The following is a 17,300-nucleotide window of genomic DNA, read 5'->3' as shown; positions in this document are numbered from 1 at the left end:
CTTGTTGTTTTGCCGCACCGTATCAGATGGGCGGCGATTTTCGACCCACCGCGCGTCGAACTGCCCAAAAAATGCGCGAACGCCATGACCGGCGCGTGACGGATGGCCAAGCTGAGTACGGGATTGGGCGAAAATTTAGCCGTCTTGCAAAGTTCGCGTGCAGTCCTGGCGTCTCCCGGCGAAGCAAACCCGCGTGTCGTCTGCCGGCGGCTTCTACCGCGCGGCGATCGCCGCCGCCGCGCCTGCCATGGTGGTGGCGCTGATGCGGTTGGCGATGCGCATCGCCCTTGCACTCTTCAGCAAACGGCGTGCCTGCGACGCGGCAATCACCCAGGCAAGGTCGATCGCCACCAGCACCAGCGCCATGGTGACCGTCAGTTCCGCCCAGCCGAGCAGCGTGACCGAGGCGAGGTCGATGATGGTCGGCAGCAGCGCCAGATAGAACATCATGATCTTCGGGTTGCCGAGCGTGACGGCCATGCCGGCGAAGAACAGTTTTTGCGGCGCATCCTCCTTCGGCAGCTCGCCGCCGTCGGTCTTCACCGGAGCCGTCCACATCTTCCAGGCGAGATAGATCAGGTAGGCGACGCCCAGCCATTTCACGACGACGAAGGCGAGATGGAAAGTCTGCGCGACGAAGGCCAGCCCGAACACCGCCAGCGTCAGCCAGATCGCCTCGCCGATCCACATGGCGAGCAGGAACGGGAACACGTCACGAAAGCCCTTGGAGATGACGCGCGCCACCAGCGCCGCAATGCTGGGGCCGGGTGAGCCTGCGGCAACCAGCAGGGCGCCGGCAAAGATCAGCAGGGAAGAGAGTTCCATTTCGAGGCTACTCCGTCAGGAGCCCGCATCATCGGACAGCTCGGGCCGTTTGGCCAGTGCGCAGCTTTTGGCAATGGTTGGCGCAACTGGGCTGCCGGCTCACCGGACCCGAAACGCAACGCTAAACGCCACTCGTCAGCGCCTCACCGCCGCCTCGGCGTGTCCGCGCAAAAGCACCATCAGCCGCTCGGCCTCCGCCGCGGCGCCGGCCTCGTCGCGGTCGAGAATCTTCTGGATCAGCTCGACATGGCGGCCGGCCGATTCCGCCAGTCCGGTCTCGCGCTGGTAGCGGAACCAGAACCGGCGCGAATGCGTCTGCAGCGGCGCGGCGAGCCGCGCGGCGAAGGGATTGTCGGCGGCGAGCGCCATCGCCTCGTCCAGCGCCTTGTCGGCCTCCAGGAAGGCGACCACATCGGACGCCAGCACGGCGCGGTGCATGGCCTGCGCGGCGTCCTGGAAACGCTCCCCGGCGTCGGGCGTGGCGAAGCGGGCGGCGGAGCGCGCCAGCACGATCTCGATGCCGGTGCGGGCGTCCAGCACCCGCAGCCAATCGCCGGCGTGAAGGGGCGCGATGGCCAGGCCGGCGCGCGGCCGGATTTCGAGCAGGCCCTCCCAGGCTAGCCTCTGGATCGCCTCGCGCAGCGGCGTGCGGCCGAAGCCCAGCCGGTCGGTCAGCGCGCCCTCGGTGGTGACGCTTCCCGGGGCCAGATCGAGCGTGACGATCGCCCTCTCGAGCGCCCGGTAGGCGCGGCTGCTGGCTGATTCGGCACTGATATCCAAGCGGTCCAAGCAAAACTCCAGCGTTGATATTTTGTTGATATATCACACTGGAATCACCATTGACACTCCCGCCGCCGATAAGATATATCAGTAATATATCTGAAGGAGAGCAATCATGTGGAGCGGTGTCTTCCCAGCCGTGACGACCAAGTTCACGCAGGACGATAAGTTGGATTTCAAGGAAATGGAGCGCTGTTTCGCCCTCCAGATCGAGGCCGGATGCGACGGCATCATCGTCGCCGGCTCGCTCGGCGAGGGTCCGATGCTGTCGCATGACGAGAAGATCGACGTGCTGAAGACCGCGCAGAAAGTCGCCGCTGGCAGGCCGGTCCTGCTCACCGTCAACGAGGCGTCAACCCGCGACGGCGCGGCAATCGCCAGGCGCGCGGCCGCTGCCGGCGCCGACGGGCTGATGGTGGTGCCGAGCCCGATCTACCACACCAACCCGGAAGAAACCGTCGCCACGCTCAAGGCCGTCGCGTCGGCCGGCGGCCTCCCGGTGATGATCTATTCCAACCGCATCGCCTACCGCGTCGACGTCACCGTCGACGTGATGGAGGAGCTCGCCTCCGATCCGCTCTTCGTCGCCATCAAGGAATCGTCGGACGACATCCGCCGCTCGACCGACATCATCAACCGCTTCGGCGACCGCTTCGACCTGTTCACCGGCGTCGACAATCTTGCCTTCGAGGCGCTGTCGGTCGGCTGCATCGGCTGGGTCGCCGGGCTGGTCACCGCTTTCCCGAACGAGACGGTCGCCATCTACCAGTTGATGAAGCAGGGCCGCCGCGACGAAGCGCTCGAAATCTATCGCTGGTTCCGCCCATTGCTCGACCTCGACGTGTCGAGCTACCTCGTCCAGAACATCAAGCTCGCCGAAGTATTCGCCATCGGCACCAACGATCGCGTGCGCATGCCGCGCCAGCCGCTGTCAGGCGAGCGCCGTGCGGCGGTGGGGAAGATCGTCAAGGATGCGCTGGCGATCAGGCCGGACATCTCGAAGCTGACTTTGGCGAAGGCGGCGTAGCTCTCTTCTCCCCGTTTACGGTGAGAAGATGGCGGCAGCCAGATGAGGAGCGGCACCAGCGTGACAGAAAGTTCCGAACCGGCCAATGAGGGGCACCGCCCCTCATCCGCTCTTCGGGAACCGGCCGGGGACGAGCCACGCGTCTCGTCCCGTCCTTCGGACCCCCGTGAACGGGCAGAAGGAGAAGACATCATCATCGTCGGCGCAGGCATAATCGGCATCTGCGCCGCCGCGTTTCTGGCAGAGGCGGGACGGAACGTCACAGTCATCGACCGCACCGGCATCTGCGAGGAAACCAGTTCCGGCAATGCCGCCGCGCTCGCCTTCTCCGACCCCCTGCCGCTTGCGCACAAGGGCATGCTGAAAAAGCTGCCGCGCTGGCTGATGGATCCACTCGGACCGCTCTCCATCCCTCCGAGCTATTTGACACAGCTCACACCCTGGCTCTGGCGTTTCTTCAAAGCCGGCAACCCGCGCCACTTCGAAGCGAGCCTGAACGCGCAGGCAAGCCTCATGCGGCTGGCGGAAAGCGAATGGGCCGGCCTGGCCGAGCGTGCCGGCGCCTCCAGCATGATCAGCCACAATGGCGCGATCGACCTTTACGAGGGCGAGGGGGAATTCCGCGCCTCAATGCCGGGCTGGGCGGCCCGCGAAAAACTCGGCATCCCCTTCGAGCATGTCACCGGCGCGCGGCTTGCCGAGCTCCAGCCCGGGCTGTCGCCGCGCTTCACCCACGGCACCTTCCAGCCCACCTGGAAGCAGGTGGCCGACCCAAAACTTTTCGGCAAGGCGATCTGGGCCTATGCGGAGCGGAAAGGCGCGCGCTTCGAGCAAGATACAGTGACGGCTATACAGCTTCGGAACGGCAGACCACTTGTCTGGCTGAAAGGAGCCCATCAGCGTTTCCCAAGTCAGGTGGTCGTCGCCGCCGGTGCATGGTCGAACGTCATCACGGCTGCCCGCCTGGAACTGTTCCCCCTCGAAACCGAGCGTGGCTACAACACGACGCTGCCGCCCGGCGCCTTCGACCTGAAGCGTCAACTCACCTTCGTCGGCCATGGCTTCGTCGTCTCGCCGTTGAGCACCGGCGTCCGCATAGGCGGCGCCGTCGAACTTGCCGGCCTGAAGACGCCGCCGAACTACGCCCGCTCGAAAGCCATGCTGGAAAAAGCGAAGCAGTTCCTGCCCGGCCTGAAAGCCGACGGCGGCAGCGAATGGATGGGTTTTCGCCCCTCCCTGCCCGACTCGCTTCCCGTCATCGACAGGGCCAAGTCATCACCGGACATTTTTTACGCCTTCGGTCACGGCCATCTCGGCCTGACACAGGCCGCCGCCACCGGCCGCTTGATCCGCGATCTGGTTATGGGCCAGACTCCGGCCATCGACCTGAAACCTTTCTCCGCACAACGCTTCTGAGGCACCGGCGCCATGGCGCGACATTCCTTCTTCTGCATAGACGGCCATACCTGCGGCAATCCCGTCCGCCTTGTCGCCGGCGGCGGCCCGCTGCTCGACGGCTCGACCATGATGGAGCGCCGCGCCCATTTCCTCGCCGAATACGACTGGATCCGCACCGGGCTGATGTTCGAGCCGCGCGGCCACGACATGATGTCGGGCTCCATCCTCTATCCCCCGACCCGCCCGGATTGCGACATCGCCATCCTGTTCATCGAGACCTCCGGCTGCCTGCCGATGTGCGGCCACGGCACAATCGGCACCGTCACCATGGCGATCGAGCACGGGCTGATCCGGCCGAAGACGCCCGGCGTGCTCAGGCTGGACACACCGGCCGGGCTGGTCATCGCCGAGTACCGGCAGGAGGGCCAGTATGTGGAGGAAGTGCGCATCACCAACGTGCCGTCCTTCCTTTTCGCGGAAGGCCTGACCGTCGAATGCCCCGTTCTCGGCGAGATCGTCGTCGACGTCGCCTATGGCGGCAATTTCTACGCCATCGTCGAGCCGCAGAAGAATTTTCGCGACATGGCCGATTATTCAGCCGGCGAACTGATCGCCTGGAGCCCGGTGGTTCGCCAGCGGCTGAATGAAAAATACGCCTTCGTGCATCCGGAAAATCCCGGCATCGACCGGCTCTCCCACATGCTGTGGACCGGCGCGCCGACAAGGCCCGAATCGCATGCCCGCAACGCCGTGTTCTACGGCGACAAGGCTATCGACCGCTCGCCCTGCGGCACCGGCACCTCGGCGCGCATGGCGCAGCTGCACGCCAAGGGCAAACTCAAGGTCGGCGAGGACTTCGTGCATGAATCGATCATCGGCTCGCTGTTCCATGGCCGCGTCGAGAACGAGGTCGATGTCGCCGGCAAGCCGGCGATCATTCCATCGATCGGCGGCTGGGCCAGGCAGACCGGCCTGAACACCATCAGCATCGACGATCGCGACCCGTTCGCGCATGGATTCGTGGTGAAGTGACGTTTGGGAAACCATCCCAAACAAGATTGGCGGTTGAGGCACAACCCGTTTTCCTGCAATAATTCACGAAAGATTGGAGCACATACGCTGTATTCTTTCGTGGAGGGTGTTGAAATCAGCCGATTCATCAAGGACATTGCGTTATGCCAATGATACGGTCCGCGCTGGTCCAGTTAGCCGACACAAAAATCGGGCAGGCGCGTTGGGGGGTCTGAATTCGATCAGGGCGATGCAAGAATGGCATTGCAATCCGATCTCGAAGACGTAGGACTAGGGGTACAAAGAAAAGGGATGCGTCCGGCCGGACGACGTTCCAGGGGAGCCGCAGACTTATGGAATATTTTATCCAGCAGCTTGTGAACGGGCTGACGCTGGGGTCCATCTATGGGCTGATCGCGATCGGCTACACGATGGTCTACGGCATCATCGGCATGATCAACTTCGCCCATGGCGACATCTTCATGGTCGGGGCCTTCACCGCCCTGATCGTCTACCTCATCCTCGTCGCCTTCTTTGTCTCGGTGCCGGTCGTGGTGGCGCTGCTGATCATGATGATCGTGGCCATGCTGCTCACCAGCCTCTACAACTGGACGATCGAGAAAGTCGCCTACCGTCCGCTGCGCGGCTCCTTCCGGCTGGCCCCGCTGATCACCGCCATCGGCATGTCGATCGTGCTGTCGAACTTCGTGCAGGTCACGCAGGGCCCGCGTAACAAGCCGATCCCCCCGATGGTCAGCCAGGTCTACAACATCGAGGGCATCTCGGTGTCGCTGAAGCAGATCATCATCGTCATCGTCACGGTGCTGCTGCTGGCGTTGTTCTGGTATCTGGTCAACCGCACCTCGCTGGGGCGCGCCCAGCGCGCCTGCGAGCAGGACCGCAAGATGGCCGCGCTCCTCGGCGTCGACGTCGACAAGACGATCTCCATCACCTTCATCATGGGCGCGTCGCTCGCCGCCGTCGCCGGCACGCTGTTCCTGATGTATTACGGCGTCGTCGCTTTCTCGGACGGCTTCGTGCCGGGCGTGAAGGCCTTTACCGCGGCGGTGCTGGGCGGCATCGGCTCGCTGCCGGGCGCGGTGCTGGGCGGGCTGATGATCGGCTTCATCGAGAGCATGTGGTCGGCCTATTTCTCGATCGACTACAAGGACGTCGCGGCCTTCTCCATCCTCGCCATCGTCCTGATCTTCCTGCCCTCCGGCATCCTTGGCCGGCCTGAAGTCGAGAAGGTCTGAGCCATGGCGGTTCTATCCCACACGGGCGCCGCCGTCGGCAATTCCATAGAGCGCGGCATCCGCGAAGCGGTCTATGCCGGCATCATTTCCTTCGGGCTCTTCGTCCTGTTCATCGGGCTGAAGACGGACCAGAACATCAGCAACGAGCTGATCCTGGTGCAACGATGGGGACTGCTGGCCATCATAGTCGCCATGGTGATGGCGGTTCGGTTCGTCTACATCGCCTTCGTCCTGCCGGAACTCGACCGGCGCAAGGCAGCGAAGGCGGCCGCGCCGCCGGTGGTCACCGAGCCCAGCTTCGTCCGCCGGCATTTTTCGATTCTAGCGGTAATCCTTCTGATCCTGTTCCCCGCGATCGCCATCGGGACTAGCGGCCTGCAGGGCTCGCTGAAATGGATCGACAATTTCGGCATCCAGATCCTCATCTACGTCATGCTGGCCTGGGGCCTGAACATCGTCGTCGGCCTCGCCGGCCTGCTCGACCTCGGCTACGTCGCCTTCTACGCCGTCGGCGCCTATGCCTACGCGCTGCTCGGCTCGCATTACGGCCTGTCCTTCTGGATACTCCTGCCCGCCGCCGGCATCATGGCGGCGTTCTGGGGCGTCATCCTCGGCTTTCCGGTGCTGCGCCTGCGCGGCGACTACCTCGCCATCGTCACGCTCGCCTTCGGCGAGATCATCCGCCTCGTTCTGATCAACTGGCGCGAGGTGACCAACGGCTCGGCCGGCATTTCCGGCATTCCCAAGGTCGATTTCTTCGGCTGGTTCACCTTCAACATCGCCGACCCCAACTACATCGGCAAGGTCTTCGATATCCCGAACTCGAGCGTCTACTACAAGATCTTCCTCTACTATCTCATCCTGCTGCTCTGCCTGCTGACGGCCTATGTGACGATGCGCCTGCGCCGCATGCCGGTCGGCCGCGCATGGGAAGCGCTGCGCGAGGACGAGATCGCCTGCCGCTCGCTCGGCATCAACACGACAACCACCAAGCTGACCGCCTTTGCCACAGGCGCGATGTTCGCCGGTTTCGCCGGATCCTTCTTCGCGGCGCGCCAGGGCTTCGTCAGCCCCGAATCTTTCGTCTTCATCGAATCGGCGATCATCCTCGCCATCGTCGTCCTCGGCGGCATGGGCTCGCTGGTCGGCATTGCCTGCGCGGCGCTGGCAATGATCGGCGGCACCGAGATCCTGCGCGAGTTGCAGTTCCTCAAGACCGGACTGACCTGGGGGGATACCACCATCATACCGGGCTTCGGTCCCGACTTCACGCCGGAACTCTACCGCATGCTGCTGTTCGGCATGGCCATGGTCATCGTCATGCTTTGGAAGCCACGCGGCTTCGTCGGCAGCCGGGAGCCGACGGCGTTCCTGAATGAGAGAAAGACGGTCTCGGCCTCCTTCACCAAGGAGGGCCACGGCTGATGAATGCGGCGACCGACATGACCAATCCCATCCTGAAAGTCGAACACCTGTCGATGAAGTTCGGCGGGCTGGTGGCCATCGGCGACTTGAGTTTCGAGGCGAGGCGCGGCGAGATCACCGCGCTGATCGGCCCCAACGGCGCCGGCAAGACCACCGTGTTCAACTGCATCACCGGCTTCTACAAGCCGACCGAAGGCATGATCACGCTGACGCGCCGCGACGGCACCGCCTTCCTGCTCGAGCGCCTGCCGAACCATGAGATCCCGGCGCATGCCAAGGTGGCGCGCACATTCCAGAACATACGCCTGTTCTCCGGCATGACGCTGCTGGAGAACCTGCTCGTCGCCCAGCACAACAAGCTGATGAAGGCGTCGGGTTATACGATCATGGGGCTGCTCGGCATCGGCAGCTATCGCAAGGCGGCCGCGGAATCCGTCGAGCTTGCCAGGCACTGGCTGGAGAAGGCGGATCTCGTCGACCGGGCCGACGACCCGGCGGGCGACCTGCCCTACGGCGCGCAGCGGCGGCTTGAGATCGCCCGCGCCATGTGCACCGGCCCCGAGCTGCTCTGCCTGGATGAGCCGGCCGCCGGGCTCAATCCGCGTGAATCGCTGGCCCTGAACACGCTGCTGAACGACATCAAGGACAACACCGGCACCTCGATCCTGCTCATCGAGCACGACATGTCGGTGGTCATGCAGATTTCCGATCATGTCGTCGTGCTGGAATACGGACGCAAGATCTCTGACGGCGATCCGAGTTCCGTCAAGAACGATCCGCGCGTCATCGCCGCCTATCTCGGCGTCGACGACGAGGAGGTCACCGACGTGCTGGCGGAAGTCGGCGACGAACAGGTCATCGAGCAGCTCGACGCCGAACCGGACCGCGCGCACGGCCCGGGCGATTCATCCTCGATGATGGCGGGTTCGGTGTCCGACACGATCGGCCACAGCGACGAGCAGGGCGAGCGCATCACGGTTTCGCCCGGCGCCTCGAAGGCAAGGCAGGTGGACGAGCGGGAGGCGCGCGCCAAGGCCGCCGCCGAAGCCGGGCAGCCAAAACCGACCGGGGCGAAGCGTGGGGGTAAGAAATAATGGTCGCGCAGCCCTTGCTCGACATAAGGGGTGTCGAGACCTACTACGGCAACATCCGTGCCCTCAACGGCGTCGACGTGTCGGTCAACGAGGGTGAGATCGTTGCCCTGATCGGTGCCAACGGCGCCGGCAAGTCGACGCTGATGATGACGATCTTCGGCAGCCCGCGGGCTCGCGCCGGCAAGATCACCTTTGCCGGGACCGACATAACCAGCATGCCGACGCACGAGATCGCCCGGCTGCGGATCGCCCAGTCGCCCGAAGGGCGGCGCATCTTCCCGCGCATGACGGTGATGGAAAACCTCCAGATGGGGGCGAGCCTCGATAAGCTGAAATATTTCGACGAGGACGTCGAGAAGGTGTTCCAGCTGTTTCCGCGTCTCAAGGAGCGCATCGCCCAGCGCGGCGGCACGCTTTCGGGCGGCGAGCAGCAGATGCTGTCGATCGGCCGGGCGCTGATGGCGCGCCCCAAGCTCCTGTTGCTGGACGAACCGTCGCTCGGCCTGGCGCCACTGATCGTCAAGCAGATTTTCGACGCGATCCGCGAACTGAACCGGTCGCAGGGCCTGACGGTCTTCCTCGTCGAGCAGAACGCTTTCGGCGCCCTGAAGCTGGCGACGCGCGGCTATGTCATGGTCAATGGCAACGTCACTATGAGCGGCACGGGCAAGGAACTTCTTGCCGATCCCGAGGTGCGCGCCGCCTATCTCGAAGGCGGCCGTCATTGAGACTTTGGAGGCTCTAGGCGATGCACGGAATTCTCTACGAAGAACCCTCGATCTGGCAGTTCTTCTTCGTCACCTGCCTTCTCGGCGGCTGGGCGGCCTGGATGACCGGCCGCGCCTGCGCGCAGACATGGCGGCCGATGGCGGCCCTCGTCGTCTACCTGATGCTGCTCGGCATAGCGGTGCGCTTCATCCACCATGCCCTGTTCGACGGCACGATGTTCACGGCCCAGTACTACATCGTCGACACCATCGTCCTGCTGGTCATCGGCATCATCGGCTATCGCTTCACCCGCACCAACCAGATGGTATCCCAATACCACTGGCTTTACGAAAAAACCTCGGCGCTGGGCTGGAAGGCAAAGGGCTGACGTTGACCATCCGCGCCGGAATCGGGACGAAACGGCGTGACAAGTGCCTGAAAATCGGCAAACTGGCCTTTCTGCGAGAAGAGTGGGCATCGCACGAAGGCATCAACCTCACCCACTTTGTAAATGGGAGCGTTTAAATGAAGAAGTCACTTCTGTCCGCTGTTGCACTGACCGCCCTGATGGCGTTCGGCGGCAGCGCATGGGCGGATATTGTCATCGGCGTCGGTGGCCCGATCACGGGACCGAACGCCGCCTTCGGAGCGCAGCTCCAGAAGGGCGCCGAGCAAGCCGCTGCCGACATCAATGCAGCCGGCGGCATCAATGGCGAGCAGGTCAAGATCGTCGTCGGTGACGACGCCTCCGACCCGAAGCAGGGTATCTCCGTCGCCAACAAGTTCTTCTCCGACGGCGTGAAGTTCATCGTCGGCCACTTCAACTCCGGCGTGACCATTCCCGCCATCGAGCAGGTCTATGGCGAGAACGGCATATTCGTCATCACCCCGGCGGCGACGAACCCGAAGGTCACCGAGATGGGCGTGCCCACCGTGTTCCGCACCTGCGGCCGCGATGACCAGCAGGGCTCCGTTGCCGGCGCCTATCTTGCGTCGAAGTTCAAGGACGCCAAGATCGCCGTCGTCCATGACAAGACCCCCTACGGCCAGGGCCTCGCCGACGAGACCAAGAAGGCGATGAATGCCGCCGGCGTGACGGAAGTCATGTATGAAGGCGTCAACATCGGCGACAAGGATTTCTCGGCACTCATCGGCAAGATGAAGGAAGCCGGCGTCTCGATCATCTACTGGGGCGGCCTGCACACCGAGGCCGGCCTGATCATCCGCCAGGCGGCCGACCAGGGCCTCAAGGCGACGCTGGTTTCGGGTGACGGCATCGTCTCCAACGAACTGGCCTCGATCGCCGGCGACGCCGTTGCCGGCACGCTGAACACCTTCGGCCCGGATCCGACGCTGAACCCGGCGAACAAGGAAATCGTCGAGAAGTTCAAGGCTGCCGGCTTCAACCCGGAGGCCTATACGCTCTACTCCTATGCCGCCGTGCAGGTGATCGCCGAGGCCGCCGCCGCCGCCAAGTCGACCGATCCGGTCGAAGTGGCCAAGGCCGCTCATGCCGGAACGTTCAAGACCGTGCTGGGCGAGATGTCCTTCGACGAGAAGGGCGACCCCAAGCTGCCCGGCTACGTCATGTATGAATGGGTCAAGGGCGACGACGGCAAATACACCTACAAGCCGCAGATGTAAGCCTTTCCGTCATAGTCGACTGCAGATGCCCGGCGCTCGCGCGCCGGGCATTTTATTTATATCTCTTGCTTGGCGGCGCTATGTCGAGGACTATCTGGAGGTGATGGCGGCGCATTTGTTGATTGGACTGCCATCGCTACTTCCACTCATGCGTCCGGAGCTCGCCGATGGCACAGGCCTACATGTCCCCCAACGACTTCGTCTATTGGGCCACCGTCGAGGGCTTCGCCACCAAGGGCGGCAATGTCAGGCTGAACAAATACATGTCGGCCAACAACGGCTTCGGCGGCTCCGACACCTCGCAGGGATTGATGGGCCAGCTCAAGGCCGTGATGACGAGGCTGGGCAGCACCCCGCCGTTCAAGAACTATGTCAGAATCTCGATGGGGCAGGGCGACATCGGCGACTTCATGGCCCTCTGGAACTGGATGTACGATCACTTGGACGAGGTGCGCAAGCTCAAGGTCCAGACATACAAGGCCAGCAAGAACGACGACCAGACATACACGAAGATCCCCGGCAAGATCCTCGACCTCGCAACCGTGTTCAGGGAGGGGCGGCTGTTTCCGGAGGCGATGGCCGAGCTCATAGACAATGGCTGCTTCGGCTGGGACTGCATCGGCTTCGTCAGCCAGTATCTGGTCACCATCGGCTATATCGACCAGTACCAGACGTGGGAGCCGGGCCAGTACCTGACGCTGGGCAAGTTCGAGCCGATCAAGTCGCTGGAAGACATCCTGCCGTGCTGTGCCGTGGTCTTCGGCAACTGGCACATCGTGCTGGTGGATGGCGTCGACTGGATCGCCTACGACGACACCACCAAGACGCAGTCGGCCAAGATCTCGATTTCGCAAAGTTATGCGGGCGGCCCGCACACGCGCCGCGACACGATCCTCCGGCAGACCCGCGTCGGCAATGGCTGGGGCGAGATCAACCAGACCGGGATTCTCGACATCGCAGCCAAATGCAAGGTCGGCAGGAATGCCGATATCGAGATCAGGTTTCCCCCTTATTTCACCGAGTAGACTGCGGATCGAGCGGAGCGCCGGTGACGCGCCAGATCACGTCGCCGACATCGTCCGCGACCAGCAGCGAGCCGTCCGGCCCGACGGTTACGCCGACAGGACGCCCGTAGGACGCCTTCTCGTCGGGTGAAAGGAACCCCGTCAGGATGTCGCGCGACGGCCCGGAAGGCCGGCCGTCGACGAACGGCACGAAGATCACCTTGTAGCCGCTCAGCGTGCTGCGGTTCCACGACCCGTGCTGGCCGATGACCATGCCGTCCGGAAAGCCCGGCAGCGTGCCGGCCGGCAGCCAGCACAGGCCGAGCGAGGCCGTATGCCCGCCGAGTGCGAAATCCGGCCGGATCGCCTTCGCCACCATCGCCGGGTCCTGCGGCACGCGGTCGTCGACCGTCTGTCCCCAATAGCAGAAGGGCCAGCCGTAGAAGCCGCCGTCGCGCACCGAGGTCAGGTAGTCCGGCGGCGTCTCGTCGCCCAGCGCGTCACGCTCGTTGACGACGGTCCACAACGCGCCTGTCGTCGGCTCCCACGCCAGGCCGACCGGATTGCGCAGGCCCGACGCGAAGATCCGCGTCGTGGCGCTCGCCACGTCGAACGCGTGGATCGCCGCCCGCCCCTCCTCCGCGGCCATGCCCTCGTCGGCGATGTTGGTGAGCGAGCCGACGCCGACATAGATCGTGCTGCCGTCGGGGCTCGGCAGCAGGCTGCGCGTCCAGTGGCCGGACGGCTTGAAGGAAGCGAGCTTGCTGCCCGGCGCGGTGATGCGCTGCTGTCCGGCCTCATACGGGAACGAGACCAGTGCGTCGGTGTTGCCGACATAAAAACGATCGCCGAGAAGCGCCATGCCGAAGGGCTGGTTGAGGCCATCCATGAACACATGACGGACCTCGGCAACGCCGTCGCCATCGGCGTCCCGCAGCAGGGTGATCCGGTTCGGACTTTCCCCGACGGCGGCGGCGCGCCGCATGGTGCTGACCATCGCATAGTCGAATACCGTCTTGATGCCGCCGGGCACGCTGAGCGCCTCGGCCGCCAGCACGTCTCCGTTCGGCAGGACCTGTATCCAACGAGGATGTTTCAGTCCTGTCGCGAAAGCGTTGACTGCGAGGCCCGGCGCCGCGACCGGCTTCTGGCCGCCACTCCAACCCCTGGCCGTCGGCATCTTGAGCGTCGGGATACCCTGTGCCTTGGCTTTGGGGATGGTAGGTGCGTCGCCGAAGGCCTGATGGACCCGTCCACCGTCCTGGCCGCGCCACAGGATCAGCAACGCCCCGAACCAGGCGATCAACCGAGCGAAAAATGCTGACAAGTCCACTGCCCCCGAACTGTTTCGCACGCACGCTACACGGCTTGGCCCGGCCTTGAAACCGTGTTCGTCGATGGTCGCAAGCCGCTGCGTTCGGTGAATGCCATTTTTGTTTGCAGTGCACAAATTATGCGCTAAGCATTGAAACGTTAGCCTTCCTGTCCTTGGAGCGCCTTCTTGCCGATCACCAAGATCCTCGTCGCCAACCGCTCCGAAATCGCCATCCGCGTCTTCCGCGCGGCCAACGAGCTCGGTCTCAAAACCGTGGCCATCTGGGCGGAGGAGGACAAATATTCGCTGCACCGCTTCAAGGCCGACGAGAGCTACCAGGTTGGGCGCGGCCCGCATCTGGCGCGCGACCTCGGCCCGATCGAAAGCTACCTGTCGATCGAGGAGGTCATCCGCGTTGCAAAGCTGTCGGGCGCCGACGCCATCCATCCCGGCTACGGCCTGCTTTCGGAAAGCCCGGAATTCGTCGATGCCTGCGCCGAGGCCGGCATAATCTTCATCGGCCCCAAGGCCGACACGATGCGCCGGCTGGGCAACAAGGTGGCCGCGCGCAATCTCGCCGTCGAGGTTGGCGTGCCGGTCGTGCCGGCGACCGATCCGCTGCCGGACGATCCGGAGATGATCAAAAAACTTGCCGCCGAAGTCGGCTATCCCGTCATGCTGAAGGCGTCATGGGGCGGCGGCGGGCGCGGCATGCGCGCCATTCGCGGCGAAGCCGACCTGCTGCGCGAGGTCACCGAAGGCAAGCGCGAGGCAAAAGCCGCCTTCGGCAAGGACGAGGTTTATCTCGAAAAGCTGATCGAGCGCGCCCGCCACGTCGAGGTGCAGGTGCTGGGCGACACGCATGGCAACGCGGTGCATCTGTTCGAGCGCGACTGCTCTATCCAGCGCCGCAACCAGAAGGTCGTCGAGCGCGCCCCTGCCCCCTATCTCAGCCAGGAATTGCGCGAGGAACTCTGCGGCTATGCGCTCAAGCTCGCCAGGGACACGGCCTATATCGGCGCCGGCACCGTCGAATTCCTGCAGGACGCAGACACCGGCAAATTCTATTTCATCGAGGTCAATCCGCGCATCCAGGTCGAGCACACTGTCACTGAACAGGTGACCGGCATCGACATCGTCAAGGCCCAGATCCACATCCTCGACGGGTTCGCTATCGGCACGCCGGAATCAGGCGTGCCGGCGCAAAAAGATATCCGCCTCAACGGCCACGCGCTTCAGTGCCGCATCACCACCGAAGACCCGGAGCAGAATTTCATCCCGGACTACGGCCGCATCACCGCCTATCGCGGCGCGACGGGCTTCGGCATCCGCCTCGACGGCGGCACCGCCTATTCCGGTGCCGTCATCACCCGCTATTACGATCCGCTGCTGGAGAAGATCACTGCCTGGTCGCCAAGCGCGCCCGAGACGATCGCCCGCATGAACCGCGCGCTACGTGAGTTCCGCATCCGTGGCGTCGCCACCAACCTGACCTTCCTCGAAGCGATCATCAACCACCCGAGCTTCGCCGACAATTCCTACACGACGAAATTCATCGACACGACGCCGGAACTCTTCGCGCAGGTGAAGCGGCAGGACCGCGCGACGAAACTGCTCAATTATCTCGCCGACGTGACGGTCAACGGCCATCCGGAAACGCGGGGACGGCCGCTGCCCAAGGCCGATGCAGCGGCGCCGAAGGTTCCCTACCTCGAAAAATCGATCGCCGACGGCACCAAGCAGAAACTCGACACGCTTGGTCCGGAAAAGTTCGCGGCCTGGATGCGCGGCCAGAAACAGGTTCTGGTCACCGATACCACCATGCGCGACGGCCACCAGTCGCTGCTCGCCACCCGCATGCGCACGCATGACATAGCGGGCATTGCCGGCACCTATGCCCGCGCCCTGCCGCAGCTTCTCTCGCTGGAATGCTGGGGCGGCGCGACCTTCGACGTCGCCATGCGCTTCCTGACGGAGGACCCGTGGGAGCGCCTGTCGCTGGTGCGCGAAGCGGCTCCCAACCTGTTGCTGCAGATGCTGCTGCGCGGCGCCAACGGTGTCGGCTACACCAACTACCCCGACAATGTCGTGCAGCACTTCGTCAAGCAGGCGGCCGAGGGTGGCATCGACCTCTTCCGCGTCTTCGACTGCCTGAACTGGGTCGAGAACATGCGGGTCGCCATGGACGCCGTCGGCGCGGAGGGGAAACTCTGCGAAGCGGCGATGTGCTACACCGGCGACATCGGCGATCCCGCCCGCGCCAAATACGACCTGAAATATTATGTCGGCCTCGCCAAGGAACTGGAAGCCGCCGGCGCCCATATTCTCGCCGTCAAGGACATGGCCGGCCTGCTGAAACCCGCCGCCGCCCGTGTGCTGTTCAAGGCGTTGCGCGAGGCGACCGACCTGCCCATCCATTTCCACACGCACGACACGTCGGGCCTGTCGGCCGCCACCGTGCTGGCCGCCGTGGACAGCGGCGCGGACGCCATCGACGCGGCGATGGATTCCTTCTCCGGCAATACCTCGCAGCCCTGCCTGGGCTCGATCGTCGAGGCCCTGAAGGGCTCCGACCGCGACCCGGGCCTGGACCCGGAATGGATACGGAAGATCTCCTTCTACTGGGAGGCGGTACGCAACCAGTATTCCGCCTTCGAGAGCGATCTCAAGGGGCCTGCGTCCGAAGTCTACCTGCACGAGATGCCGGGCGGCCAGTTCACCAATTTGAAGGAACAGGCCCGCTCGCTCGGCCTGGAAACCCGCTGGCACGAGGTGGCGCAGGCGTATCACGACGTGAACCTGATGTTCGGCGACATCGTCAAGGTCACGCCGTCGTCCAAGGTCGTTGGCGACATGGCACTGATGATGGTCAGCCAGGATCTGACTGTCGCCGATGTCGAGAATCCTGCCAAGGACATCTCCTTCCCGGATTCGGTGGTCTCCATGCTGCGCGGCGACCTCGGCCAGCCTCCAGGCGGCTGGCCGGAAGCCCTGCAGAAGAAGGCGCTGAAGGGCGAAACGCCGATCACCGCCCGTCCCGGCTCGCTTCTCAAGGCCGCCGACCTGAAGGCCAATCGCAAGGACATCGAGGAAAAGCTCGGCCGCAAGCTTACGGAGCAGGAATTCGCCTCCTGGCTGATGTACCCGAAAGTCTTTTCGGACTTCGCCGCCGCGCAGGACATCTACGGTCCGGTCAGCGTGCTGCCCACGCCGATCTATTTCTACGGCATGAAGGCCGAGGACGAGATCTTCGTCGACATCGAGAAGGGCAAGACGCTGGTGATCCGCTGCCTTGCCATCGGCGAGGTCAACGAGAAGGGCATGGTCACCGTCTTCTTCGAGATCAACGGCCAGCCGCGCCGCGCCAAGGTTCCGGACCGGGCGCACGGCGCCTCCAACGGCAAGGCCCGCCGCAAGGCGGAGCCGGGCAACGACGCCCAGGTCGGCGCCCCGATGCCGGGCGTCATCTCGGCGCTCGCGGTCAATGCCGGGCAGGCCGTGAAGGCGGGCGACGTGCTCCTGTCCATCGAGGCGATGAAGATGGAGACGGCCATGCACGCTGAGCGCGACGGCACCATCGCCGAGGTGCTGGTGAAGACCGGCGACCAGATCGACGCCAAGGACCTGCTCGTCGCCTTCGAGTAGGTTCGGTGATCAAGCGGCCGGCCTGCGGCTCGGCCTGCCGGCCGGGAGGTCGATCGAACGCAAATGCTCGCGACCGACCCGTCGGCATGCGGCGTCTTGGCTGTGAGTAACGGTGGCGGCAATGCGCATCGACGTCAAAGACCCGGCCGACGAGCCCAAACCGGCGAA

At 64.1% G+C, this 17,300-nt stretch carries 14 protein-coding genes; 11 read left to right on the top strand and 3 right to left on the bottom strand.

Going from position 1 to position 17,300, the window contains the following annotated elements:
• Positions 1-213 precede the first annotated feature (213 nt).
• Both ACSBOB_RS04760 and ACSBOB_RS04755 read right to left on the bottom strand, forming a co-directional pair.
• On the bottom strand, positions 214-825 hold the full coding sequence (locus ACSBOB_RS04760; RefSeq protein ID WP_442581316.1) for a LysE family translocator: 612 nt from the start codon (positions 823-825) through the stop codon (positions 214-216).
• 135 nt (positions 826-960) lie between these two features.
• Entirely contained in the window at positions 961-1,605 is a 645-nt protein-coding gene (locus tag ACSBOB_RS04755; protein ID WP_442583635.1) for a GntR family transcriptional regulator, read from the bottom strand.
• 115 nt (positions 1,606-1,720) lie between these two features.
• Between ACSBOB_RS04755 and ACSBOB_RS04750 the strand changes: the two genes are divergently transcribed.
• The 10 genes from ACSBOB_RS04750 (at position 1,721) to ACSBOB_RS04705 (ending at position 12,193) form a co-directional block, all read left to right on the top strand.
• Positions 1,721-2,632: a dihydrodipicolinate synthase family protein gene (locus tag ACSBOB_RS04750; RefSeq protein ID WP_442581315.1), complete on the top strand. Its 912-nt coding sequence runs from the start codon at positions 1,721-1,723 to the stop codon at positions 2,630-2,632.
• A gap of 60 nt (positions 2,633-2,692) precedes the next feature.
• Positions 2,693-4,048, top strand: coding sequence for an NAD(P)/FAD-dependent oxidoreductase (locus ACSBOB_RS04745; RefSeq protein WP_442581314.1), 1,356 nt, complete (start codon positions 2,693-2,695; stop codon positions 4,046-4,048).
• Positions 4,049-4,060: 12 nt separating this feature from the next.
• Positions 4,061-5,062: a 4-hydroxyproline epimerase gene (locus ACSBOB_RS04740; protein WP_442581313.1), complete on the top strand. Its 1,002-nt coding sequence runs from the start codon at positions 4,061-4,063 to the stop codon at positions 5,060-5,062.
• Positions 5,063-5,394: 332 nt separating this feature from the next.
• Positions 5,395-6,297, top strand: coding sequence for a branched-chain amino acid ABC transporter permease (locus ACSBOB_RS04735; RefSeq protein ID WP_442581312.1), 903 nt, complete (start codon positions 5,395-5,397; stop codon positions 6,295-6,297).
• Between the two features lie 3 nt (positions 6,298-6,300).
• Positions 6,301-7,722 carry a high-affinity branched-chain amino acid ABC transporter permease LivM gene (livM, locus tag ACSBOB_RS04730; protein WP_442581311.1) on the top strand — a complete coding sequence of 474 codons (1,422 nt, stop codon included), beginning with the start codon at positions 6,301-6,303 and terminating at the stop codon, positions 7,720-7,722.
• Positions 7,722-8,816 carry an ABC transporter ATP-binding protein gene (locus tag ACSBOB_RS04725; RefSeq protein ID WP_442581310.1) on the top strand — a complete coding sequence of 365 codons (1,095 nt, stop codon included), beginning with the start codon at positions 7,722-7,724 and terminating at the stop codon, positions 8,814-8,816. The genes livM and ACSBOB_RS04725 overlap by 1 nt, the downstream gene beginning before the upstream one ends.
• On the top strand, positions 8,816-9,544 hold the full coding sequence (locus ACSBOB_RS04720; RefSeq protein ID WP_442581309.1) for an ABC transporter ATP-binding protein: 729 nt from the start codon (positions 8,816-8,818) through the stop codon (positions 9,542-9,544). Before ACSBOB_RS04725 ends, ACSBOB_RS04720 begins: the two co-directional genes overlap by 1 nt.
• 20 nt (positions 9,545-9,564) lie before the next feature.
• The gene (locus ACSBOB_RS04715; RefSeq protein ID WP_442581308.1) at positions 9,565-9,912 is read left to right on the top strand and encodes a DUF6867 family protein; all 348 of its coding nucleotides are present in this window, start codon (positions 9,565-9,567) and stop codon (positions 9,910-9,912) included.
• Positions 9,913-10,049: 137 nt separating this feature from the next.
• On the top strand, positions 10,050-11,168 hold the full coding sequence (locus tag ACSBOB_RS04710; RefSeq protein ID WP_442581307.1) for a branched-chain amino acid ABC transporter substrate-binding protein: 1,119 nt from the start codon (positions 10,050-10,052) through the stop codon (positions 11,166-11,168).
• Between the two features lie 167 nt (positions 11,169-11,335).
• The gene (locus tag ACSBOB_RS04705; RefSeq protein WP_442581306.1) at positions 11,336-12,193 is read left to right on the top strand and encodes a hypothetical protein; all 858 of its coding nucleotides are present in this window, start codon (positions 11,336-11,338) and stop codon (positions 12,191-12,193) included.
• Here ACSBOB_RS04705 and ACSBOB_RS04700 read toward each other — a convergent pair.
• The gene (locus ACSBOB_RS04700; protein ID WP_442581305.1) at positions 12,183-13,505 is read right to left on the bottom strand and encodes a PQQ-dependent sugar dehydrogenase; all 1,323 of its coding nucleotides are present in this window, start codon (positions 13,503-13,505) and stop codon (positions 12,183-12,185) included. The two genes, ACSBOB_RS04705 and ACSBOB_RS04700, sit on opposite strands and share 11 nt — an antisense overlap.
• Positions 13,506-13,673: 168 nt before the next feature.
• Here ACSBOB_RS04700 and pyc point away from each other — a divergent pair, with 168 nt between their 5' ends.
• A complete protein-coding gene (gene pyc / locus ACSBOB_RS04695; RefSeq protein ID WP_442581304.1) occupies positions 13,674-17,132 on the top strand; it encodes a pyruvate carboxylase in 3,459 nt (1,152 codons plus the stop codon).
• Positions 17,133-17,300 lie beyond the last annotated feature (168 nt).

It is taken from the genome of Mesorhizobium sp. KACC 23794, from assembly GCF_052180275.1.
GTDB lineage: Bacteria > Pseudomonadota > Alphaproteobacteria > Rhizobiales > Rhizobiaceae > Kumtagia.
The sequence above is the reverse complement of the archived record's forward strand: the minus strand, read 5'-3'. Positions and strand labels throughout refer to the sequence as shown.